Source organism: Pseudomonas sp. LAIL14HWK12:I7 (genome assembly GCF_000483465.1).
GTDB classification, from domain to species: Bacteria; Pseudomonadota; Gammaproteobacteria; order Pseudomonadales; family Pseudomonadaceae; genus Aquipseudomonas; species Aquipseudomonas kermanshahensis.
The window spans coordinates 405,160-428,200 of record NZ_AXYZ01000005.1 but is presented as its reverse complement, the minus strand read 5'-3'; the positions used below and the strand labels follow the sequence as shown (position 1 = coordinate 428,200).

Here is a 23,041-nt window from a genome sequence, read left to right as displayed (position 1 = left end):
GACGCGGCGCAGGCTGACAGCTATCAAAATGAACGAATGATTCGCCCCAGGGTTTCCATGGCCTTTTCGGCGCCGTCATGCCAGGGGCTGCCGTAGTTCAGGCGGATGCAATTACCGAAGCGACGGGTCGGTGAAAAGATGGGGCCGGGCGCGATGCTGATGCCCTGGGCCAAGGCCATGTGGAACAGCTTGAGCGCATCCATCTGCTCTGGCAGTTCAAGCCACAGGAAGTAGCCCCCAGACGGTTGGCTGACCCGCGTCTGCGCCGGGAAGTGGCGGGAGATGGCGGCGAGCATGTTGGCTTGCTGGCCTTCCAGCGCGTAGCGCAGCTTGCGCAAGTGGCGGTCATAGCCGCCGTGTTGCAGGTAGTCGGCGATGGCCGCCTGTGCCGGCATCGATGCGCAGAGCGAAGTCATCAACTTGAGGCGTTCGATCTTCTGCGCGAAACGCCCGGCGGCCACCCAGCCGATGCGGTATCCGGGCGCCAGGCTCTTGGCGAACGAACCGCAGTGCATCACCAGGCCTTGGGTGTCGAAGGCCTTGGCGGGTTTGGGCGCCTGTTGCGCGTAATACAGTTCGGCGTAGACGTCGTCTTCGATCAGCGGCACCTGATGGCGTGCCAGCAACTCCACCAGCGCCTGCTTCTTGGCCTCCGGCATGCTGGCGCCAACCGGGTTCTGGAAGTTGGTCATGCACCATACGGCCTTGACCGGGTGCTTCTCCAGGGTCTGCGCCAGCACGCTCAGGTCCATGCCTTCGCGGGGGTGAACGGGAATTTCCACAGCTTTGAGTTTGAGCCGCTCCAACACTTGCAGGCAGGCATAGAAGGCCGGCGCTTCGATCGCCACCAGGTCGCCGGGTTCGGTCACGGCTTGCAGGCACAGGTTCAGGGCTTCCAGCGCGCCATTGGTGATCAGCAGCTCTTCCATCGGCAGCATCAGCCCGCCGACCATGTAGCGCAGCGCAATCTGCCGGCGCAATTGAGGGTTGCCGGGCGACAGGTCGGTGACCACCATGCGCGGGTCCATCGCACGGCTGGCACTGGCCAGCGAGCGCGACAAACGCTGCAGCGGGAACAGTTCGGGGCTTGGGAAGGCCGAACCGAACGGCACGGTGTTGGGGTCCTTTATCGAGTCGAGGATGGAGAACACCAGCGCGCTGACGTCGACATCGGTGGACTCGCTGACCGGCTGCAAGGCCTGCGGCTCGCAGAACTGGCGCGGTGCATGGGCGTTGACGAAGTACCCCGAACGCGGGCGCGCGCGGATCAACCCGCGCCGTTCCAGCAGGTAATAGGCCTGGAACACCGTGGATGGGCTGACCCCGTGGGTCTGGCTGGCATAGCGCACCGAGGGCACCCGCTGGCCAGGGCCTAGCACACCCGAGCGGATCAGTTCGGCAATGTCATCGGCGAATCGTTCGTAGCGTTTCATTCTGGCCTTCTGTCGAAGCCTGGCAGGCAAGGTGGAAAAACAGTGTAAGGGATCAGCGGTTCATCGGTGCGACGAAGCGGCTTTGTGCCACGCTGCGCACGGCAGGTTCGTCACTCTCCTGCACTTCGAAACTCAAGGTTTGCGAACTGCTGGTCGGGCGTTCTGCAAGCATCGCCACCGAGACCGGCAGTTCGCTCATTTCGCCAGCCGGGATGATGAACTCGGTTTTGCCCTGCAGGGTGAAGCCGTCAGCGTCCAGCAGACGCAGGTGATAGCGCTGGGTGCTTTCGGTCTTGTTGATGACCTTGAGCAGGTAGATGTTCTCGATCTGGCCTTGGGCGTTCTCGCGGAACAGGCCACGGTCCTTGATCACGTCCAGCGACACCATCGGGCGCAGTTGCAAGGCAACTACCAGCGCGCCGATCATCACCACCAGTGCCGCGGCGTAGCCCAACAGGCGCGGGCGCAGCCAGTGGGTGGTGCCGCCCTGCAGGCTGTGCTCGGACTTGTAACCGATCAGGCCGCGGGCATAACCCATTTTGTCCATAACCCCGTCACAGGCGTCGATGCAGGCCGCGCAGCCGATACAGGCCATCTGCAGGCCGTCGCGGATGTCGATGCCGGTAGGGCAGACTTGCACGCACATCGTGCAGTCGATGCAGTCGCCCAGGCCTTGGCCGTGGGCGTCGCTGCCTTTCTTGCGCGGGCCACGGGTTTCGCCGCGGCGCGGGTCGTAGGCCACCGCCAGGGTGTCCTTGTCGAACATCACGCTTTGGAAGCGGGCATAAGGGCACATGTGCAGGCACACCGCCTCGCGCAGCAAGCCGGCATTGATGTAGGTGGCGGCGGTGAAGAACAACACCCAGAACAGCGCGACGCCACCCAACTGCAAGGTGAACAGTTCTGCCGCCAGGGGCCGTATCGGGGTGAAGTAGCCGACAAAGGTCAGGCCGGTGAGCAAGCCGATGGCCAGCCACAGGCTGTGCTTGAGCGCCCGACGGGCCAGTTTTTCCAGGCTCCAGGGGGCAGCGGCAAGCTTGATGCGCTGGTTGCGGTCACCTTCGCTGACCTTTTCGCACCACATGAACAACCAGGTCCAGGTACTTTGTGGGCAACTGTACCCGCACCACACACGGCCGGCGTAGACCGTGATGGCGAACAGGCCAAAGGCGCAGATGATCAACAGCGCAGACAGCAGGATGAAGTCCTGCGGCCAGAAGGTTGCGCCGAAGATATGGAACTTGCTGCTGCCCAAGTCCCAGAGCACTGCCTGGCGGCCGTTCCAGGTCAGCCAGGCGGTGCCGAAGAACAGTGCGAACAACGCCCCCGCAAAACCGATCCGCAGGTTGCGGTACAGCCCGGTGAAACTGCGGGTGTGAAGGCCGCTGTCAACGTGGCGTTTGGCGGCTGAACTTGCGGGCGCGGCGATCTCGGTAAAGGGGATTCTATCGTTCATGGCTCGGTGCTCATCAGGCCTCGATCAGGCATGAGCACTATGGCCCCCGAGCTGTTATCAGCACAGGCTCAGGTTTGGCGATAAAAACCGTATCAGATGATCAGCAAAACCACGCCAGGCCTTAGATTACCGAGCCTGGCACGCTGGTCTTCAGATGCCTGCGGCTATCCACCGCACCCGCTACGGTCAGGGCATCAGCTTCCGCTTCGGTGATCGGCACCCGTTCCCCCGCCAGCACCGCCACCGACATGCGCAGCTGCTCATCGGTGATGATTTCGATGGCAGGGCCATCGCCTTCGAGGTGCACATGGTCGCCGATGAGCGTGCAACGGCGGGTGCTTTCGTCGATTTCAACCGGCATGGGAATGTCCTCTTGGTGGCGGTTACACGTGTGACCACTGTGCAGAGGTGGTTGCTGCATCGATCCGCTGGGCGGGATGTATCGCACTTGCCGGCGCTGCGCGAGTCAACTCTCACAGAGGCAGCCCCAGCGCATTCTGATTAGGAGCGTCACGATGAACCCTTGGTGGCATCCGATTTGGCAAACCATTCAGGCCGAGTTCGCCGACCTCGGCGACGAGCGCGAAGTCACGCGAGTGCTGGTGCGCCTGCTGATGGCGGCCGTGCTGGGTGCGGTGCTGGGTTTTGAGCGTGAGCACAAAGGCAAGTCTGCCGGCGTGCGCACCCACATGCTGGTCTCGCTGGGCGCTGCGCTGTTCGTGTTGGCGCCAAGCATGGCCGGGGCCGACGAGCAGGCGCTAAGCCGGGTGATCCAGGGCATTGTCGCCGGGATCGGTTTTCTGGGGGCGGGTACCATTCTCAAGGGTAACGGCCAAGACACCAGCCATGTGAAAGGGCTGACTACCGCAGCAGGGCTGTGGATGACTGCCGCGATCGGTACGGCCGCCGGCATGGGGCGCGAAGCCACGGCATTGATCAGCACGGTGCTGGCACTGCTGGTGCTGGGCACGATGCCTATGTTGGTGGACAAGGTCGAGAAACAGGATGAGGAGAAACAGAGCGAGGAGGAGGGCAGGAAGCACTGAGGGGAGCCGAAGCTCCCCCCAAAGCGTTGTTGCCTGCTCTTTTTATTATTGAAGACGGCCTTTTGTTGTTTTTGTCAGCCTGTCTTTGTGTCGCGGGCGACCCCCATGCGGGGTCAAGAACAAACGTATTTTTTTGAGCGCTGACCTGCTTTCATCATGACTGATCCGATGCTGACTGCCGCTACCTTGAGGTAGTTTTATTGTTCTGTGCCAGACCGCGGGGCGTACCCCTGAAAAGCGTGTCTACTCCAAAAAAATCTGCTTGCTACGCCTCTGCCGTGTTGTTCTTGTTATGTCAGAGCCGTTACCTGTTGTTTTTATTGGGTGTCACATTTTTATTGTTCTTGTACCAAAGATATAGCATGGCCCGTGCCAACTTTTTCAAATCCTTTAAAATCAAGCACTTAGGTGTTTTGGTTGAAAACGCTCGACCTGAAATTTTGTCGATTTGTTTCCCTGTTACCCGATTTTTTGCTGCGAAACGTGGGGGAGGTAACACTCCACCCACATTCATGTGACACCCGTGTGACTAGTGCGCGCTGCGTGCGCGCGCCACTCGCGACCCATTGGCGCGGCCCAGCACCGTGCTGATGCGTTGCCCTGCGGCGATCAGGCGGTCCAGGTCGATGCCCGTCTCGATGCCCAGCCCCTGTAGCAGGTACACCACGTCTTCGGTTGCGATATTGCCGGTGGCGCCCTTGGCATAGGGGCAGCCCCCCAGCCCGGCCACCGAGCTGTCGAACACATTGATACCTTCAAGCAGGCTGGCATAGACGTTGGCCAAGGCCTGGCCATAGGTGTCGTGGAAGTGCCCGGCCAACTGCTGGCGCGGCACCTGGGCCGAGACCACGTCGAACAGCCGGCGGGTATCGCCCGCAGTGCCGGTACCGATGGTGTCGCCCAGCGATACCTCGTAGCAGCCCATGTCATGCAGGGCGCGGGCGACCGGGGCGACCTGTTCGGCGCTGACCTTGCCTTCATAAGGGCAGCCCAAGACGCACGACACATAGCCACGCACGCGCACGCCGTGGCTGCGCGCAGCCTCCATGATCGGCTCGAAGCGCTTGAGGCTGTCGCTGATCGAGCAGTTGATGTTGCGCTGCGAGAACGCCTCGGACGCTGCGGCAAACACCGCCACCTCTTTCACCCCGGCAGCCAGCGCATCTTCGAAGCCGCGCAGGTTCGGCGCCAAGGCGGCATAGGTAACACCGGGGCGCTGCACGATGCCTGCGAACACCTCTGCGGAACCAGCCATCTGCGGTACCCACTTGGGCGAGACAAAGCTGCCGACTTCGATGTAGGCAAGGCCTGCTTCGGTAAGGTCGTCAACCAGGCGCACCTTGTCGGCGACGCTGATGGGCTGGGCTTCGTTCTGCAGACCGTCGCGGGGGCCTACTTCGACCAGACGGACTTCTTTAGGCAAGGGCATGGCGGGTTTCCTGTGGCGGGTCAACGGTTGTCTTTATTGTTCAAGGTCGCGGCAAGGGCCTGCTCGCAGCGCTCCTGGGCGGTGTCGAGCTCCAGTTGCATCTGGTGGATGTCGAGCATCTGCTGCTCCAACTGGGCACGTCGTTCGGCGATTTTCACCAGCATGCTGTTGAGCTGTTTCAGGTTGCCGCTGGTGGGGTCATACAGCTCGATCAGTTCACGGCATTCGGCGAGGGAAAAACCAATGCGCTTGCCGCGCAGGATGAGCTTCAGGCTGACTTTGTCACGCGCCGAGTAGATGCGTTCCAGGCCACGTCGCTCGGGGCTCAGCAAGCCCTGTTCCTCGTAGAAGCGGATGGCACGGGTGGTGATGTCCAGCTCGCGGGACAGGTCGGAGATGCTGTAGGTCTGCAGGCTCATGCGGGGGCTCGGCGTGGGGTATGGGGCTATCCTGAATGCAGGTTGACGTTTACGTCAAGCAGGGGCGCTATTCAGGCACCCCCACCCGGCGATAGCCATTGGGCGTCTGCCCGCTCAGCCGCTTGAAAAACCGCGCGAAGTAGGTGGGGTCGGTAAACCCGAGACTATCCGACAATTGCCCAATGCTCATGCGCGTATAAAGAAGGTTGCGCCGCGCCTCCAGCAGCAGCCGCTGATGCACCACCTGCAAAGCCGTTTGCCCGCTCAGTGCCCGGCACAGCTGGTTGAGCTGCAGGCTCGAGACGTTCAGGCGCGCGGCGAAGTCCTCCACGGACAAATGCTCGCGGTAATGCGCCTCGACCAGGCGCAGGTATTGCCCGAGCAACTGCCGGTCCCGTTCGTCACGGTTACGGGGCGCCTGGCCCAGTTGCTGCCGGCGGCTGATCCAGACCATCAACGCGGTCACCAGCGCCTGCAGCATCGTCGCCCGTGCCGGGGCATTGCCCTGGTATTCCTGCTGCAGTGTGTCGATCAGGCTGCGTAAACGCTGGCGGTCCTTGCCCAACGCATAGCACGCCGGCGTGGCCAGCATGCCCACGGGCGCGCCCAGTTGCTGTTCCAGTTCGGCCACCAGCGCGGTGCCGAAGGTCAGTACATGCCCCTGGATGTCGGCACTGAAGCGAAAGCCGTGCACGGTCAGTGGCGGTACCACCTGGATGGCGGCCTGGCTGATCGAGCTGCGGACACCTTCGATCTCCACCTCGGCCTGGCCACGCTGCACATACAGCAACTGGAACAGCTCGGCATGCTGGTGCGGCTTGATCTCCCAGTGGTGCAAGCGGCTGCGTGCCGGGATCGACTCGCAGTGCAACAGGTCGGTGCCAGGCCACGCCTGGTTTTCGCCGTACAGCTGGAACAACGGAATGCCGGGGAGGGTGGATTTCATGCGGTTTTGCCTGTCCGTTAATCGAACGTTTTTTGTAAAAGTGCAGGTTTTGCATGGAATAGCACACTTAACCGGCAGCCTTTGCCAGTAAAAATGCAGGTGTAAACCCTAACAGCAGATGCCATGCCACTGCCAGTCCAGGGCCGGCATCGCCCGACTAGAGACAACAACAATGAAAACTCAGGTTGCAATCATCGGTGCAGGTCCCTCCGGCCTGCTGCTCGGCCAGTTGCTGCACAAGGCCGGCATCGAGACGGTCATCGTCGAACGCCAGACTCCCGAATACGTGCTCGGCCGCATCCGTGCCGGCGTGCTGGAGCAGGGCACGGTCGACCTGTTGCGTGAGGCCGGCGTGGCTGCGCGAATGGACCGCGAAGGGCTGGTGCATGAAGGCGTCGAGTTGCTGGTCGGCGGGCGTCGCCAGCGCCTCGACCTCAAGGCCCTGACCGGTGGCAAGACGGTGATGGTCTACGGCCAGACCGAGGTCACCCGTGACTTGATGCAAGCCCGTGAAGCCAGTGGTGCACCGATCATCTACGCGGCGAGCAATGTGCAGCCGCATGAGCTCAAAGGCGAGCGTCCGTACCTCACGTTCGAAAAGGACGGGCAGGTTCACCGCCTGGACTGTGACTACATCGCCGGGTGCGATGGCTTCCATGGCGTTTCCCGGCAGAGCATCCCCGAGGGTGTGCTCAAGCAGTACGAGCGAGTGTATCCGTTTGGCTGGCTGGGCTTGTTGTCGGACACCCCGCCGGTCAATCACGAGCTGATCTATGCCCATCACGAGCGGGGCTTCGCGCTGTGCAGCCAACGCTCGCAGACGCGCAGCCGCTACTACCTGCAAGTGCCGTTGGACGACCAGGTCGAAGCTTGGTCCGACGAGCGTTTCTGGGACGAGCTCAAGGCCCGCTTGCCCGAGGACGTGGCGGCGAGCCTGGTGACCGGCCCTGCGCTGGAAAAAAGCATTGCCCCGCTGCGCAGCCTGGTGGTCGAACCGATGCAGTACGGGCATCTGTTCCTGGTCGGCGATGCCGCCCACATCGTCCCGCCTACCGGTGCCAAGGGCCTCAACCTGGCGGCATCGGACGTCAATTACCTGTACCGGATCCTGGTCAAGGTCTACCACGAAGGGCGCACCGACCTGTTGCAGCAGTACTCGCCGCTGGCCTTGCGCCGGGTCTGGAAGGGCGAGCGTTTCAGCTGGTTCATGACCCAGTTGCTGCATGACTTTGGCACGCACAAGGACGCTTGGGACCAGAAGATGCAGGAGGCTGACCGCGAGTACTTCCTGTCGTCGCCGGCGGGGTTGGTGAACATTGCCGAGAACTATGTGGGCTTGCCGTTCGAAGAGGTGGCGTAGGGGTAAAGATCGAGCGCCGCTGGCGCAGCGCTTCGCAGCACAAGGCTGCTCCTACAGTTTGTATCGGGCCGGTGAGTCCACAGGCATAATTAGCCCGAATTAAACTGTAGGAGCAGCCTTGTGCTGCGAAGCGCCGCGCCAGCGGCGCTCGACCTCAAGAGCGAAAAAAATCCATCGCCATGCACTCAAGCCTCTCATCACGTCCCCGGCAACTGATAACCGCCCTGTGCCTGGCCACCACCGCTGGCCCAGCCTGGGCCGACCAGGTACTACCCCCACCCCCAGAATTGCAGTCCGGCTACCGCAGCGCCTTGCAACCCGTCCACGCCAGCCGGCACATGGCCGCAGCTGCCAACCCGCTGGCCAGCGAGGCGGGGCGTGCGATGCTGCGCGCCGGTGGCAGTGCCATCGATGCGGCGATCGCCATGCAGATGGTGCTCACCCTGGTCGAGCCACAATCCAGTGGCATTGGTGGTGGGGCCTTCATCCTCTATTGGGACGGCAAGCGTGTGCAGGCGTTCGACGGCCGTGAGGCGGCGCCTGCAACGGCCACGGAATCACTCTTCCTGCAAGCCGACGGATCGCCGATGCCATTCAGGGCGGCGCAAATCGGTGGGCGCGCGGTCGGCGTTCCTGGCGTGCTGCGGGCGCTTAAACTGGCCCATGAACAGCATGGCAAGCTGCCGTGGCAGGATTTGTTCGCGCCTGCGATAGCGCTGGCGCAAAACGGCTTTCCAGTCTCTGAGCGTCTACACACCTTGCTGGCAGCTGACCCTTATGTCGCCCGCTCACCCAGCATGGCCCGCTATTTCCTTGGCGAAAACGGCAAGCCACTGCCGGTCGGCACGATGCTGCGCAACCCCGAGCTTGCGCAGACCCTGGCGCGCATCGCCGCGCAGGGGCCTGATGCGTTCTACACCGGCGAGGTGGCCGAAGCGATCGTTGCCCAGGTGCGTGGGCATGCCAATGCCGGGCAACTGTCATTGCAGGACCTGAGCCAGTACCGTGCACGCGAGCGTGAGCCGGTCTGTGGCCCGTACAAACTGTGGCGTATCTGTGGCATGCCGCCGCCTTCTTCGGGCGGGGTCGCTGTACTGCAGACACTGGGCATCCTTGAAGCGCTACAGCGCGCGTCGCCATACTATGACCTGGCGAAACTTGCGCCACGCGCCACGTCATCGCCCGCCGGCCTGGAGCCCACGCCGCTGGCGGTTCACGTGATCGCCGAAGCCGAACGCCTGGCCTATGCCGACCGCGCCCAATACCTGGCCGACAGCGACTACGTGCCGGTGCCGGTCAAAGCCCTCATCGACCCTGCCTACCTCGCTGGGCGCGCCGCCCAGATCGGTACCTACAGCATGAAGCGCGCCCGCCCCGGTACCCCGCAGGGCGCCGACCTGGCCATGGCCCCCGACCGTTCGCCGCTGCGTATTTCCACGTCGCACCTCTCTGCCGTGGACGACAGTGGCCAGGCCTTGGCCATGACCACGTCAGTGGAGGCGGCGTTCGGCGCACACGTGATGGTCAAAGGTTTTTTGCTGAACAACCACCTGACCGATTTCTCGTTTTTGCCACAGGAGCAAGGTAAGCCCGTGGCGAACCGGGTCGAGCCGGGCAAGCGCCCCTTGTCGGCCATGGCGCCGACCTTGGTGTTTTCGCGGTCATCGGGTGAACTGGTGGCCAGCCTCGGTTCCCCCGGCGGCTCGCAGATCATCGGCTACGTGAACAAAGCGCTAGTCGGCCTGCTGGACTGGCAACTAAACCCGCAACAAGCCAGCAACCTGCCCAATTTCGGCAGCCGTAATGCCGGCACCGAGGTGGAAGCGGGGCTGACCAGCCCGGCGCTGATCCGGCAACTGGCGGCCTGGGGGCACGAGGTCACGCCCATGACCATGACCAGCGGCATGCAGATCATCCAGCGCACTGGCGCTGGCTGGTCGGGGGGCGCCGACCCGCGACGCGAAGGCGCGGCACTCGGCGATTGAGCAAGCGCGTTGCGGGGTATTAGGTGGCGTGATAGAACGCTACCTTGCCATTCAGAAGTTGAATACCCAGATGTCTATCAGCGTGAAATCGAATAGAGCACTGTTCGACCTCGACTTGCTGCGCGCGATCGTCGTGGTGGCCGATTGCGGCAGTTTCACCACCGCCGCCGCACGCCTGCACTCGACCCAGTCCACCATCAGCCAGAAGGTGCGGCGACTCGAAGAAATGGTCGGCCACCGTTTGCTGGTGCGCGGCAACCGTGACGTGCTGCCCACCGACGCTGGGCAGACCTTGCTCGGCTATGCCCGCCATATGCTGGCCTTGAACGACCAGATGCTCGAAGCGCTGGCAGGGGCGATGGTCGGTGTCACCGTGCGCCTTGGCGTGCCCGAGGATTTCGTCGGTGGGCGCACCACCAACGCCCTGTCGGCGTTCAGCCGGCTGCACCCGCAGGTCAAACTGGAAGTGACCAGCGGGCTGTGCCGTGACCTCAGCCAAGCCTACGACAATGGCGAGCTCGACCTGGTGCTGCTGAAGCAGCGGCGCAACAGCCGCGAAGGGGTGGCCTGCTGGCCAGAGCGCCTGCAGTGGATCGACAGTGCGCGCACGCCGGCTTTTGAACTCGACCCGATCCCGTTGGTGACCTTTCCGCCACGCGGGCTGTACCGCGATGACATGATCACCGCCATCGAAGGCATGGGCCGGCGCTGGCGCATCAGTTTTACCAGTTCCAGCCTCAGCGGCATCCAGGCTGCAGTCGCCGATGGCATGGGCATCAGCTTGCTACCGCCGCGGGCGGCAACGCGCGAGCACCGGGTGCTGGGGGGCGAGCACGGGCTGCCCGAGGTCGACAGCTACGAAATCGTCATCGTCCATCGGCCCACCGCAGACGTGATGGTCAAGGCACTGGCCGAGGTGATGACGCAATTGTTGGCTGGAGGTGGGATCTAAAAGCAATTAGAATCAGTCGCATTCATACCTTTAGCCCGCTAGCGTGCCCTTGAATGACCGACTCCACCCCGGCAGACGAAACCTCCTTCGGCACGCTTTACCGCGACCATCGCAGTTGGCTGGAAGGCTGGCTCTCGCGCCGCCTGGGCGATGCCTGGGAGGCTGCCGACCTGGCCCAGGACACCTTTTTGCGGGTGCTCGCCGCGCACCCGGGGCAAAAGCTGCCCAGTCTGCGTGAGCCCAGGGCCTATCTACTGACCGTGGGCAAGCGGCTGCTGATCAACCATTACAAGCGACGCAGCCTGGAGCGCGCTTACCTGGAAGCCCTGGCCAACCTGCCCGAAGCGCTGGCACCCTCGCCGGAGCAACGCTGGATACTGCTTGAAGCCTTGCAGGCCCTGGACGAACTGCTCGACGGCCTGCCACGCGCCGTGCGCCGGGCTTTTTTGTGGGCGCAGTTGGAAGGGGTCGACTACGCAACCATTGCCGAGCGTTTGCAGGTTTCTGAGCGTACGGTCAAACGCTACATGGTCAAGGCGTACGCGCATTGCCTGTTGGTGGCGTTGTGAGCGCGTCCGTCGACGCCCGCGCTCGGCAGCTGGCCCGCGAGGCCGCGCAGTGGCTGGCCTTGCAGGACGCTGGCCCACTGGATGATGGGCAGGTTGCCGCGCTGCTTAGCTGGCGTGCACGCAGCGCTGCCCATGAAGCGCTGTGGCAAAAAGCCGAGGCCCTGCGCACGCAGTTTTCCGCCGTGCCATCGTCGCTTGCCGTGGCCTGCCTGGACCGTCCGGACCCTGACCGCCGCCGGTTGCTGGGCCAGGCCCTGGCGATCGGCACGCTGGCGCCGCTAGCTTGGTATGGCTACCGTCAGCTACCCGTGGACAGCTGGCGCGCCGACCTGCACACCGCCACCGGCGAACGGCGTGGCCACGTGCTGGCAGGGGGAGGGCGCGTGCATTTGAACACTGCCAGTGCGGTGAACCTGTCTGTGCAGGGCGGCCAGCACGTTGTGCAACTGGTACGGGGTGAGATTGCCGTGGACTGCGTCGGCCCGTTGCAGGTGCAGACCGCCCAAGGCGCTGTCTTTGCTACCCAGGCGAGTTTTTGCGTGCGTCAGCAAGGGCAGCACTACCACGTGTCGGTCAGCGATGGCGCCGTGCGCCTGCAAACGGCCCAGGGCGGCGCGCTGTCATTGCAGGCTGGGCAGAGGGTAACCCTTGCTGCAAGCGGGGCAGGGCCTATAGAGGCGTTCGACGCGCAGTTACCGGGTTGGCAGCAAGGCCTGTTGATGGTCGACAACCAGCCCTTGGGCGATGTATTGCGCGAACTCGACCGCTATCGCCCCGGGCTGCTGCGTTGGGACCCGGCCCTGGAGCGCCTGAGCGTGACCGGCACCTTCCAGCTCGACGACAACGACCGCATCCTTGCCTTGTTGGCCGCCAGCCTGCCGCTGCAGGTGCATTACCGGACCCGCTACTGGGTGTCGCTGACACCGCGCAAGCAACCTGCCTGAGGGTACACCGCACACGTGTAAGTGTTTCAGTCTGTGGCCAACTGGAATACCTGGCGGGCTGCGCAGTCCCAACTGTTACCTGGGTACGACACCCGTCATCCCATGCCATGGAGAACCAACATGAAAGCAGCGCTTTTCGTTGCATTGCTGGCCAGCACCGGCCTTGCGCAGGCCGCCCAGACGGTGGAACTCAAGCTGGCAGGCCCCGACGGCCCAGGCAAGTCGATCGGGACCATCAGCATCGAGCAAAACCAATACGGCACGCTTCTGACCCCTGATCTCAAGGACCTGCCGCCCGGCGTGCATGGCTTCCATTTGCATCAGAATGCGTCGTGCGCACCCACCGAGGAGAACGGCAAGCCGGTGCCTGCTGGCGGGGCGGGTGGCCACTGGGACCCGGATTCGACCCAGGCGCATAAAGGCCCCTACGATGACAGCGGCCACCGGGGTGACTTGCCGGCGCTGTACGTGGGTGCCGATGGTAAGGCCAGCTATCCGGTGCTCGCGCCACGCCTCAAGGCTGCGGACTTCAAAGGCCATGCGTTAATGGTGCATGCCGGTGGCGACAACCACAGTGACCACCCGGAAAAACTGGGCGGTGGTGGTGCGCGGATGGCATGCGGGGTTGTGCAGTAACGGCGGGTAGGAGCAGCCTTGCGCTGCGAAGAGGCCATTGCAGGCACATCATCTGCAACAGCTGTACCGGCCTCTTCGCAGCACAAGGCTGCTCCTACAGGTGGCTTTCAATCAATTGATCGAAAGCGGGCGTGAGCTTCTCGGTGACAGGTGAATCCCGGCGATCATGCAGCGCACCGAGCCCCCGGCCATCTCGATGGTCGGCACATCCAAAGGTACCAGCCGCGCCGAACGCTCGATGCGCTGACGCTGCTCACCCGTAAGGCTGTCGAACGCTTTGCGCGAAAGCGCAAGGATTCGACCATCACGCCCAGAAAGCTCGATGGCGTTGCCGGCAAACTGGCTGATCTGCTGGTTGCTCAGGTCGATCACATCACGGCCTGACTCGATCAGGCGCATGCGCACCTCCTGTGCACGGCTCGGGTTGGTGAACGTGTCAAACCCCACCAGTGCAAACTCAGTCGCCACGCACATCAGGACGTTGGTGTGGTAAATCGGCGTGCCTTGTTCGTCGGCCGTGTCGAACACCATGGGCTCGAAGTTGAAGTGCGTGCTGAAACGCTCGAGGGCGATCGGGTCGGCGCGGTTGGAGCGGGCGGTATAGGCGACCCTGGACAAATGGTCGAACACCATCGCCCCAGTACCTTCGAGAAACAGCTCGTCCTGTTCCAGCCCGGAATAGTCGATCACATCCTGCACCCGGTACTCATGCTTGAGCATTTCGATGACATCCGCCCGCCGTTCGCGGCGGCGATTGCGCGAGTACATCGAGTAGATCGCGATGTGGCCGCCCGGGTGGGTGGAAAACCAGTTGTTCGGGAACACCGAGTCCGGCGTGTTCTGCTCGCCAAAGTCGTCGAACAGGTGCACGCGCACGCCCTCGGCTTCAAGCCGCCCCGCGGCCTGGGTGACTTCGTCGCGCGCCACATCGGCCACGGCCTGCGCGGCGACGTCAGGGTGGGTGCTCTGGAACGAGTTGTCTGCCGCTGTTTCCGGGTTGGGGGTGAAGGCGTGCGGCCTGACCATGACCACTGCCGCAGGTGCTTGAATCGAACGCGTTGGAAATGCCATCTGGAATACCGAAATTAAGAGCTGACCGTAGGGTTATGCAACGCGTCGGATGCGGCTTTTGGCAGCGCGGCCGCGGGTGTGGCTGAACAGGTCTTTCGGGTCTTCGTCCACCCAGGGTACTAGGTCGATTTTTGAGCCCAGGCCGCGTTTTTCGGCTTCCTGTAGTACATACCGTAGTACGGTATAGTCTTCGAGCGCGAAGCCCACCGAGTCGAATACGGTTACCTGGCTGTCGCTTTGGCGGCCTTCGGTTTCACCCCGCAGTACACGCCAGAGGTCGACCACTGGGAAGTCGCCAGGCAATTGCTGGATGTCACCTTCGATACGGGTCTGCGGTTCGTACTCGACGAACACGCGTGCGCTGCGCAATACATCGGCATGCAGTTCGGTCTTGCCTGGGCAGTCGCCGCCCACTGCGTTCAAGTGCATGCCGGGTTCGAGCATGTCGGGGGTGATGATGGTCGCGTAGGCCTTGTCGGCGGTCACCGTGGTGATGATGTCGACGCTTTTGACCGCCTCGGCAACAGAGCGGGCCTTGCGAATGGTAAGGCCGCTGTACTCCTTGAGGTTGGCGATCAGCTTGGCGGTGGCCAGCGGGTCGGTGTCGAAGGCGACGATTTCTTCGATACCCAGGTGTTTGTGGAAGGCCAGTGCCTGGAATTCGCTTTGCGCGCCGTTGCCGATCAGCGCCATTTTTTTCGCGTTCGGCCGGGCCAGCGCCTGGGCGGCCATCAACGATGTGGCGGCAGTGCGCAGGGCGGTGGCGATGGTCAGTTCAGACAACAGCACCGGGTAACCGGTCGCCACGTCGGCCAACACGCCAAAGGCCATGACGGTATGAAGGTCTTTTGCTGTATTGGCAGGGTGCCCGTTGACGTATTTGAACGCATAGCGATGCGTGTCGGCGACCGGCATCAATTCGATCACACCCACTTCCGAATGGCTGGCAACACGGGCGGACTTATCAAAGTCCTGCCAACGTTTAAAGTCTTCGCGCAGGGCCGCGGCCAGTTCACCAATGAAGGGCGCTACGCCAATGTCATGGACCAAATCGGACATGGTTGGAACATCAATGAAATACGTCATGCTCTTGCACCTTTTATGCGCGCGCTCTCACCTCAAGGCCTGCAGGGTGAACGCTTAAGATTGTTGAGGGGTTGCCAGCACGAAGAGTTTGATGAAAGGTTGCGTCAAATTGAAGAGAGCAGGTTGCCAGTTTCGTCATCTTTCTAGACAATCTGCGACCCCAGAATAACAATCTGATTAATGGGCAGGCACCATGGACACTGTAGACCGGGAACTGATCGCGCTGTTGCGTGATAATGCACGCACGCCGATCCTCACCCTTGCCAAGAAACTCAAGGTTGCCAGGGCAACGGTGCAGAACCGCATCACCAAGCTTGAGGAACAAGGGGTGATCATGGGCTACACGATTCGCCTCAGGTCAGATGCCCTGGAGCAAGGCGTACGGGCAATTACCAGCATCGGCATCAGCGGCCACCATGCTGCGGAGGTCAAGCACGCGCTGCGCGGGCACCCCAACGTGGTGGCCATCCACACCACCAATGGCCGCTGGGACCTGATGGCCGAGCTGCGGGCGGACACCCTCGAGGCCTTCGACCGGGCGTTGAACACCATTCGCTCGATACAACACATCGAGAACACCGAGACCAGCATTTTGCTCTCCACCTTCAAGATGTGAGCACCGCGATAGCCGGAATGGGCAGGCGCCTGGCGCAAACTGTCACCCCGGCCTTTCACAGTGCAACAAATCCCATTTCGTGTGTGCAGTCTGTAGCGTTCCGATTGACTACAACGGCTGGCAAAATGAAACAGCGTCAGCACCCTGTGTTTCACGTTTAAACGTCTTGCCGGGCATGACCAGATTAATCGGCGTGCACGTGTGATGGGCTTTCATGATTAATTAAGCCTGATGAGAAGTTTCATCGGGGCGTGTATTTCCGTCTGCGTTAATACCCATGCCTGCTGCGCTTGTTATTACAACACGTGTGCACGTGCGTACCAATTAAAGTGCGCAGTGAAGGGCATGTGGTTTCACAGAAAAAGAATAAGAGGTCAACTATGCAGCAAACGTGCAACTCGCAAGACGCGACTGGGCAGCCTGGCCGTACGCTGAAGCGACGGCTGGAAAACAGGCACATTCAGCTCATTTCGATCAGTGGTGCGATCGGCACCGGGCTGTTCATGGGCTCGGGCAAGATCATCGCGCTTTCCGGCACTTCGATCATTCTGGTGTACGCCATCATCGGCTTTTTCGTGTTCTGCATCATGCGTGCGATGGGCGAGATGCTGCTGGCTAACCTGCACATGGAGTCGTTCGCAGACCTGGTACACAACTACCTGGGGCCGCGCGCCGGTTTCATCCTCAGTTGGTCCTACTGGCTCAGTTGGGTGGTCGCGGCGGTGGGTGATGTGGTCGTGGTGGCAGGCTTTTTCCAGTACTGGTACCCCGATGTGCCCACCTGGCTACCGGCATTTGCCACGATGTTCCTGCTGCTGGGCCTCAACATGCTGGCGGTAAAGGCGTTTGGCGAGGTCGAGTTCTGGTTCGGGCTGATCAAGATTGTCGCGATCGTGCTGCTGGTGGTCACGGGGCTGGTGATGGTGGCCACGTCCTACACGTCGCCAGCCGGGGTTACGGCGTCCTTCAGCCATCTGGTGGCACCCGGCGTGGTCATGCCCCATGGCATTCTCGGCTTCCTCGCCGGCTTCCAGATCGCGATTTTCTCGTTCGTGGGCACCGAACTGATCGGTACCGCGGCCGCAGAGGCCAAGGACCCGGAAAAGACCCTGCCCAAAGCGATCAACACCATTCCCGTGCGCATCCTGCTGTTCTACATCTGCTCGCTGGTGTGCATCATCAGCGTGGTCTCGTGGGCGAATGTGCCGGCAAACCGCAGCCCGTTCGTCGAGCTGTTCCTGCTGGGCGGCCTGCCGGCTGCGGCCGGCATCATCAATTTCGTGGTGTTGACGTCTGCCGCCTCGTCGGCCAACAGCGGTGTGTATTCGGGGTCGCGGATGCTTTACGGCCTGTCCCACCAGCAACAGGCGCCGACCGCGTTCGGGCGGCTGTCCGGGTCGGGCACGCCGGTCAGGGCGCTGGTGTTTTCGGGGGTGTGCATGGCGATTGCGCTGACGCTGTTGTTCGTGATCCCGGAGGTCATGACGGTCTTCACGTTGGTGTCGACCATTTCGGCGGTGATGATCATCGTCACCTGGTCGCTGATCCTGATGTCCTATTTTGCCTACCGCCGCCAGAACCCCAAGGCGCATGAGCAGTCCAGGTTCAAGCTGCCAGGGGGCAAAGTGACGGCGGCATCGGCGCAGCTGTTCCTGATCTTCGTGTTGTGCCTGTTGGCGCTCGAGCCTGACACACGCACCGCGCTGTATGTGATGCCGCTGTGGTACATCGGCTTGCTGCTCGCCTACCGGCGCCGGGTTAAGGTGTGCGCGCGGCAAGTAGCGGCTACGGCTTCCTGAAACGCAGTGCAGTTGGCCGTGGGGTAACGCCCACGGCCATTGCCGCTTTCAGCTGTCGCGCAGCCAGTCCACCAAGCCCAGAGTGGTCGGGGTAGTGCTGCGGCCATGGGGCACTACCAAGTAGTAGGCCTCGCGGGGTTTGACCACCAGGTCGGTCAGGCGCACCAGCTCACCGGACGCCAACAGGTGATCGACCATTCGGCCCCACCCCAGCGCCACACCATGCCCATGCAGCGCTGCCTGGACGGTGTCGGCGTACAAGTGGCAACGCAGGCTGTAGCGTAGTTTGGGCGGGTGCCCACCCGCTTCGCGGAACCAGGTAGGCCAGGTCATCCAGCCCTCGGTCGTGGCATCGGCATCGAGCAAGTCGGCGCCGTACAACCCTTCTAGTGACTCCGGCAGGCTGTTGCGGGTGAGCCAGTCGGGTGAACACACCGGAAATATTTCTTCCTCGAACAGCTGCACGGCGGTGCCGTCCTCCCAGCGCCCGTTGCCATAGCGCACCAGCAGATCGACATCGTGATTGCGCAGGTCGCCCATGAACATCTGTGTGGCCAGGCGCAGGCGCACGTGGGGCAGGGCGGTGCGCAAGGTGCCCAGGCGCGGCATGACCCGCAGCTGGGAAAACGTCGCGGTGCAGCTCAGCACCAGTTCTTGCTCGTTGCCACCCTCGCTGAGGCGGTCGAAGACCGCGGCGATCTTTTGCAGCGAATCGGAAATGACCACATACAGGGCCTGGCCCTCGCTGGTCAGTCGCACGCCCCGGTGCAGGCGCTGGAACAGCTGGCTGCCGAGGGTTTCTTCGAGCTGCTTGACCTGTTTGCTCACCGCTGCCTGGGTCACGCCCAACTCCTGCGCGGCCAGGGTGAAGCTGTTGTGCCGGGCCACGGCTTCGAATTCGAGCAGTGCCGTCATCGACGGGATGATGCGCCGGTAGCCTTTGTGCTTGTTGCCGTATTCTTGTGTTTTCATGCGACGTCCTGGCAAGGCGCGACGCGCTGGTCCGCGTCGCGCCCAGACAGTGGCAGAAAAACCGCCAGGGCGGTAGTCGCCAGCATGCCTTCAGTGCTGGCGCTCGGCCACCGCCCGCAGCGTGCGCAACGTCACCACCGGTGCATCCACCACAAAGCGGTTGGCCAGCCACCCCGGCACATCCCCGGCCGGGTCTGCCTTGAGCTGGTACGTGACTTCGGTCTGCTTGTCACCCAGCGGTTTCATCACCCACTGGCCACTAAGGCGCTGCACGCGGATCAGCCCCTCCACTTCGGGGATCTTGCCAGGGTCGGCGCTCAGGTGGCGCAGCAGGGTGCCGTCGTCGCGCTGTTCAGTGGTCACCTTGACCACGATGTCGCGCGGCAGGGTCGGCCACGGCAGGTTGGTGGTCAGGTAGACCCAGGTACTGTCGCCGTCGACCTCCAGCAAGCGCATCTCGGCGCAGGCATACAGCCATTTGCAGGCCACGCGCAGGTTTTCCTGCAGGTCTGTCAACGTGCGTACGCTGGCCTTCATGGTGCTGACACCGCGAAACTGCTGGTAGGGGGAATCGCCGTCGCCGCTGAGGTAGACACGGATGCCTTCTCTGTCGTAGGCCAGGTTCCAGTCGTCGGTCGCCTGAACGGTACTGGACAGCGCCAGCAACAAGGCGGCAAGCAGGCGGTAGCGGTTCATGGTGAGCACCGCGCAGGGCAGGATTGTTCAGTATGAGCGGCAAACAGAAAGCCCGCCAGGGAGGCGGGCTTCGGTCCAACAGGCTGGGCTTAACTAAACGCTTAGCGCTGTGGGTTGAGCGTCAGGTGCACGTGGCGGTTGACGTCCTTGTACAGCAGGTAGCTGAAGTTGCCTGGGCCACCGGCGTAGCAGGCTTGCGGGCAGAAGGCGCGCAGCCACATGAAGTCACCGGCTTCGACTTCGACCCAGTCCTGGTTCAGGCGGTATACCGCCTTGCCTTCCAGCACGTACAGGCCATGTTCCATGACGTGGGTTTCAGCGAACGGAATCACGCCGCCTGGCTGGAAGGTCACGATATTGACGTGCATGTCGTGGCGCATGTCGGCCATGTCGACGAAGCGGGTGGTTTTCCAGCGGCCTTCGGTGCCTGGCATCTCGATGACGGTGGCGTTGTCACGGTGGGTGACGAAGGACTCTGGCAGGTCCAGGCCTTCAACCTTCTGGTAGTGCTTGCGCAGCCAGTGGAAGGTGACGTTGGCCTTGCTGTGGTTGCGCAGGCTCCATTCGGCGCCTGGGGCGATGAAGGCGTAGCCGCCTTGCTTCAGGGTGTGGTGCTTGCCTTCCAGGGTGATGTCGAGCTCACCCTCGACCACGAACACCACGGCTTCGGCGTTTACGTCCAACTCTGGGCGCTCGCTGCCGCCTTCCGGGGCCACTTCGACGATGTATTGCGAGAAGGTCTCGGCAAAGCCGGTCAATGGGCGGGCGATGACCCACATGCGCATCTTGTCCCAGAACGGCAGGTGGCTGGTGACGATGTCACGCATCACGCCCTTGGGGATGACGGCATAGGCTTCGGTGAACATGGCACGGTCAGTCAGCAGCTCGGTTTGAGCTGGGTGCCCACCGTGGGGGGCGAAGTAGGAATGATTCGACATGGACGATCTCGACTTGTTGTTCTCTCCCCGTGCCGTGAACCGCACCGGCCGGTGCGGCGCAGGGGATGTGCCGACAGAATAGGGTCGAGCGCGTGCCATCTACAAATTAAATGTTGGAATACCCGGTATTTGCTTGCTGAATGCTAACCTGGCGCCCTGCATGCTGCTCCGGCAAGCGGTCGCCCTGGCCGAACAGCTTGTGGCGCAGGGTGCCGTCCTGGTAGTGCAAGGGGTAGCGGCCGCGGCGTTGCAGCTCGGGCACCAGCAGCTCGACGACGTTGGCCAGGTCATCCGGTTGCACCGCGTACGTGAGGTTGAAACCGTCGATGCCGGTCTCGTCCAGCCACGTTTCCAACTGGTCGGCGATGTCAGTGGCAGCGCCGACCAGGACCGGACCACGGCCCCCCAGGCCGACGAATTCGGCCGCCTCGCGCACGGTCCAGCGGCGGTTGGGGTCGGCGGCGGTGAAGGCGGCCAGGGCGGCGCGGCCGGCATCGTTCTCGACATACTCGATCGGTGCGTCGGGGTCGATGCCGGCGAAGTCGATGCCGGTCCAGCCCGACAGCAGGGCCAACGCGGCGTCCAGGTCGACATAGCCCCGGTACTCGGCAAAGCGGGCTTCGGCCTCTTCACGCGTGGGGGCGACGATCAACAGTGCCTGGGCGTAGATCAACACCTCGTCGCGGCCACGCCCGGCCACTTCGCTGGCCTGGCGAATGCCATCGGCATAGCGGCGCAGTACCGTAGTCGTCGGCCCGCTGATGAACACGCACTCGGCATGCTGCGCAGCAAACTGCTGGCCGCGTGCCGAGGCGCCAGCCTGGAACAACACCGGCGTGCGTTGCGGCGAGGGCTGGCACAGGTGCGTGCCGGGCACCTGGAAGTGCTGGCCGACGTGGCCGATCGGGTGGACCCGGGAAGGGTCGATATACCGGCCGCTGTCACGCTCCAGCACCACCGCGTCGTCGTCCCAGCTTTTTTCCCACAGTTTGTACAGCACCTGCAGGTATTCCTCGGCCAGGTCGTAACGCTGGTCGTGGCCCAGTTGGCGGGCCAGGCCCAAATTACGCGCGGCGCTGTCCAGGTAACCGGTGACGATGTTCCAGCCGACGCGGCCATTGCTCAGGTGGTCGAGCGTGGACATGCGCCGGGCAAAGGGGTAGGGGTGTTCGTAGGTCAGTGAAAAAGTCACACCAAAGCCCAGGTGCTCGGTTACGCCGGCCATGGCCGGGACCAGCAGCAGCGGGTCGTTGACCGGCACCTGCACACCCCCGCGCAAGGCCGCTTCAGGGCCGCCCTGGTAGACGTCGTAGATGCCCAGTACGTCGGCAATGAACAGCGCGTCGAACAGGCCGCGCTCCAGCAGGCGGGCCAGGTCGGTCCAGTAGCCCAGGCGGTTGAAAGCCACACTGGTGTTACGCGGGTGGCGCCACAGGCCGGGGGACTGGTGGCTGGCGGCGTTCATGCTGAACGCGTTGAAGCGGATCGGGCGGGGCATGGCGGTCAGTCTCCGGTCACGGCAGCACGGAAGCCGGGTAGACCGCATCGGCTACCTGCAACTTACGCGGGATCAGGCCCAGGCCCTGGAAGGTGTCGGCCAGCTTTTGCTGTTCGGCGACGATCTGCGGGGTGATGGCGACGGCGTTGTAGTTACGGCGCTCGCTGGCCACTTCCAGCACATCAGCCTTGATCCCCAACTGCGGCGCCAGCAGCGCGGCGACGTCGGCGGGCTTGGCGTTGGCCCATTGGCTGACCTTGCCCAGCTCGGCGAAGAAGGTCTTCAGCAGGGCGCGGTGCTGGTCGGCGAATGCCGCGGTGGACAGGTAGAAGGTGCGGTTATTGGACAAGCCACTGCCGTCACGCAGGTTCTTCAGGCCCGGCTGGCTTTCTGCCGCGGCGAGGAACGGGTCCCACAGGGTCACGGCCTGGACGCTGCCCGATTGCAGGGCGGCCACGGCATCAGCCGCGTTATTGACGTAGGCGGGGGTGATGTCCTGGTAGCTCAGGCCAGCTTGCTCCAGTGCGACGGCCAACAGGTATTGCGCGTTCCAGCCACGGCCGGTGGCTACCCGCTTGCCTTTAAGGTCCTGCACGCCTGTGAGGTGGTCCTGTTCGCGCACCACCAGGCCGATACCGCGCGGGTAGGGTTGCTCGGCGGCCAGGTAAACCACTGGTTTGCCGGCGGCCTGGGCAAAGACCGAGGGGGCGTCGGCGGCGTGGCCGAGGTCAATGGCGCCGGTGCTCAGCGCTTCGAGCAGTTGCGGGCCCGCGGCGAACTCGTGCCAGCTGACGGTCACCCCCTGCGGGGCGAGGGCCTTCTCTAGGGCACCACTGCCTTTGAGAATGTTGATGCTGTTGAATTTCTGATAGCCGATCCGCAGGGTTTTGGCGTCTTCGGCGAGGGCGTTGGACCAGGGCAGCAAGGCGCTGGCGACACTGGCCAATAGGCCGCCGATCAACAGGCGGCGCAAGGGGGAAAAGGCACGGGTGGGCATGAGGGGGCTCCTGGAAGGGGGTGGTAATCCGTGCGCCCAGACTAAGGAGGTGGCGTTTGGCTTTCAATTTTTTAATTCCATTTGGTTAGAATGTTTAGTTATTTTTATATCCTTTTTGTAGTTTAGCGGCGTGCGATTGCACAGAAGGGCACTGTGCCATCACTTTTTTTTCACATCGCTTTGTTAGGATCCC

General features: G+C 62.8%; 22 protein-coding genes. 9 read left to right on the top strand and 13 right to left on the bottom strand.

Annotation, left to right across the window (positions count from 1 at the left end; translation table 11 throughout):
- Positions 1–23 precede the first annotated feature (23 nt).
- The 3 genes from mapR to D886_RS0108705 form a co-directional block, all read right to left on the bottom strand.
- The gene (gene mapR / locus D886_RS0108715) at positions 24–1,433 is read right to left on the bottom strand and encodes a GntR family transcriptional regulator MpaR (protein ID WP_027593548.1); all 1,410 of its coding nucleotides are present in this window, start codon (positions 1,431–1,433) and stop codon (positions 24–26) included.
- Positions 1,434–1,485: 52 nt separating this feature from the next.
- The gene (gene ccoG, locus D886_RS0108710; RefSeq protein WP_027593547.1) at positions 1,486–2,889 is read right to left on the bottom strand and encodes a cytochrome c oxidase accessory protein CcoG; all 1,404 of its coding nucleotides are present in this window, start codon (positions 2,887–2,889) and stop codon (positions 1,486–1,488) included.
- Positions 2,890–3,010: 121 nt separating this feature from the next.
- Positions 3,011–3,250 carry a DUF3203 family protein gene (locus D886_RS0108705; RefSeq protein WP_027593546.1) on the bottom strand — a complete coding sequence of 80 codons (240 nt, stop codon included), beginning with the start codon at positions 3,248–3,250 and terminating at the stop codon, positions 3,011–3,013.
- A 154-nt stretch (positions 3,251–3,404) separates the two neighbouring features.
- Between D886_RS0108705 and D886_RS0108700 the strand changes: the two genes are divergently transcribed.
- Positions 3,405–3,935, top strand: coding sequence for an MgtC/SapB family protein (locus D886_RS0108700; RefSeq protein WP_027593545.1), 531 nt, complete (start codon positions 3,405–3,407; stop codon positions 3,933–3,935).
- A 529-nt stretch (positions 3,936–4,464) separates the two neighbouring features.
- On the opposite strand, the gene D886_RS0108695 is transcribed toward D886_RS0108700, so the two are convergent.
- The 3 genes from D886_RS0108695 to D886_RS0108685 all read right to left on the bottom strand — a co-directional run bounded on the left by D886_RS0108695 (position 4,465) and on the right by D886_RS0108685 (position 6,729).
- Positions 4,465–5,364, bottom strand: coding sequence for a hydroxymethylglutaryl-CoA lyase (locus tag D886_RS0108695; RefSeq protein WP_027593544.1), 900 nt, complete (start codon positions 5,362–5,364; stop codon positions 4,465–4,467).
- 20 nt (positions 5,365–5,384) lie between these two features.
- Positions 5,385–5,783: a MerR family DNA-binding transcriptional regulator gene (locus D886_RS0108690; RefSeq protein ID WP_027593543.1), complete on the bottom strand. Its 399-nt coding sequence runs from the start codon at positions 5,781–5,783 to the stop codon at positions 5,385–5,387.
- Between the two features lie 67 nt (positions 5,784–5,850).
- A complete protein-coding gene (locus D886_RS0108685; protein WP_027593542.1) occupies positions 5,851–6,729 on the bottom strand; it encodes a helix-turn-helix domain-containing protein in 879 nt (292 codons plus the stop codon).
- 172 nt (positions 6,730–6,901) lie between these two features.
- Here D886_RS0108685 and pobA point away from each other — a divergent pair, with 172 nt between their 5' ends.
- The 6 genes from pobA to sodC all read left to right on the top strand — a co-directional run bounded on the left by pobA (position 6,902) and on the right by sodC (position 13,175).
- Positions 6,902–8,089, top strand: a complete 1,188-nt coding sequence (pobA, locus tag D886_RS0108680; RefSeq protein WP_027593541.1) for a 4-hydroxybenzoate 3-monooxygenase — start codon at positions 6,902–6,904, stop codon at positions 8,087–8,089.
- A gap of 179 nt (positions 8,090–8,268) precedes the next feature.
- A complete protein-coding gene (gene ggt / locus D886_RS0108675) occupies positions 8,269–10,074 on the top strand; it encodes a gamma-glutamyltransferase (protein WP_033694027.1) in 1,806 nt (601 codons plus the stop codon).
- A gap of 70 nt (positions 10,075–10,144) precedes the next feature.
- Positions 10,145–11,026: a LysR substrate-binding domain-containing protein gene (locus D886_RS0108670; protein ID WP_027593539.1), complete on the top strand. Its 882-nt coding sequence runs from the start codon at positions 10,145–10,147 to the stop codon at positions 11,024–11,026.
- A 53-nt stretch (positions 11,027–11,079) separates the two neighbouring features.
- Positions 11,080–11,595 carry a sigma-70 family RNA polymerase sigma factor gene (locus D886_RS0108665; protein ID WP_027593538.1) on the top strand — a complete coding sequence of 172 codons (516 nt, stop codon included), beginning with the start codon at positions 11,080–11,082 and terminating at the stop codon, positions 11,593–11,595.
- Positions 11,592–12,539 carry a FecR domain-containing protein gene (locus D886_RS0108660; protein WP_027593537.1) on the top strand — a complete coding sequence of 316 codons (948 nt, stop codon included), beginning with the start codon at positions 11,592–11,594 and terminating at the stop codon, positions 12,537–12,539. The genes D886_RS0108665 and D886_RS0108660 overlap by 4 nt, the downstream gene beginning before the upstream one ends.
- A gap of 120 nt (positions 12,540–12,659) precedes the next feature.
- Positions 12,660–13,175: a superoxide dismutase family protein gene (sodC, locus tag D886_RS0108655; protein WP_027593536.1), complete on the top strand. Its 516-nt coding sequence runs from the start codon at positions 12,660–12,662 to the stop codon at positions 13,173–13,175.
- Between the two features lie 111 nt (positions 13,176–13,286).
- Here the strand turns inward: sodC and ctlX are convergent, their stop codons facing one another.
- Both ctlX and D886_RS0108645 read right to left on the bottom strand, forming a co-directional pair.
- The gene (ctlX, locus tag D886_RS0108650) at positions 13,287–14,246 is read right to left on the bottom strand and encodes a citrulline utilization hydrolase CtlX (RefSeq protein WP_177323884.1); all 960 of its coding nucleotides are present in this window, start codon (positions 14,244–14,246) and stop codon (positions 13,287–13,289) included.
- A gap of 33 nt (positions 14,247–14,279) precedes the next feature.
- Positions 14,280–15,332: an ornithine cyclodeaminase gene (locus D886_RS0108645; protein WP_027593534.1), complete on the bottom strand. Its 1,053-nt coding sequence runs from the start codon at positions 15,330–15,332 to the stop codon at positions 14,280–14,282.
- A gap of 193 nt (positions 15,333–15,525) precedes the next feature.
- Between D886_RS0108645 and D886_RS0108640 the strand changes: the two genes are divergently transcribed.
- Together D886_RS0108640 and D886_RS0108635 are read left to right on the top strand one after the other, a co-directional pair.
- Positions 15,526–15,948 carry an Lrp/AsnC family transcriptional regulator gene (locus D886_RS0108640; RefSeq protein WP_027593533.1) on the top strand — a complete coding sequence of 141 codons (423 nt, stop codon included), beginning with the start codon at positions 15,526–15,528 and terminating at the stop codon, positions 15,946–15,948.
- Positions 15,949–16,328: 380 nt separating this feature from the next.
- Positions 16,329–17,747, top strand: a complete 1,419-nt coding sequence (locus tag D886_RS0108635; protein ID WP_027593532.1) for an amino acid permease — start codon at positions 16,329–16,331, stop codon at positions 17,745–17,747.
- Between the two features lie 48 nt (positions 17,748–17,795).
- On the opposite strand, the gene D886_RS0108630 is transcribed toward D886_RS0108635, so the two are convergent.
- The 5 genes from D886_RS0108630 to D886_RS0108610 all read right to left on the bottom strand — a co-directional run bounded on the left by D886_RS0108630 (position 17,796) and on the right by D886_RS0108610 (position 22,848).
- On the bottom strand, positions 17,796–18,719 hold the full coding sequence (locus D886_RS0108630) for a LysR substrate-binding domain-containing protein (protein WP_027593531.1): 924 nt from the start codon (positions 18,717–18,719) through the stop codon (positions 17,796–17,798).
- A 90-nt stretch (positions 18,720–18,809) separates the two neighbouring features.
- Entirely contained in the window at positions 18,810–19,415 is a 606-nt protein-coding gene (locus D886_RS0108625; protein WP_027593530.1) for an START domain-containing protein, read from the bottom strand.
- Positions 19,416–19,516: 101 nt separating this feature from the next.
- On the bottom strand, positions 19,517–20,353 hold the full coding sequence (locus tag D886_RS0108620; protein ID WP_027593529.1) for a bifunctional allantoicase/(S)-ureidoglycine aminohydrolase: 837 nt from the start codon (positions 20,351–20,353) through the stop codon (positions 19,517–19,519).
- Positions 20,354–20,459: 106 nt separating this feature from the next.
- Positions 20,460–21,851, bottom strand: coding sequence for an LLM class flavin-dependent oxidoreductase (locus D886_RS0108615; RefSeq protein WP_027593528.1), 1,392 nt, complete (start codon positions 21,849–21,851; stop codon positions 20,460–20,462).
- Between the two features lie 16 nt (positions 21,852–21,867).
- Complete coding sequence (locus D886_RS0108610; protein ID WP_027593527.1) at positions 21,868–22,848, bottom strand: aliphatic sulfonate ABC transporter substrate-binding protein; 981 nt, start codon at positions 22,846–22,848, stop codon at positions 21,868–21,870.
- Positions 22,849–23,041 lie beyond the last annotated feature (193 nt).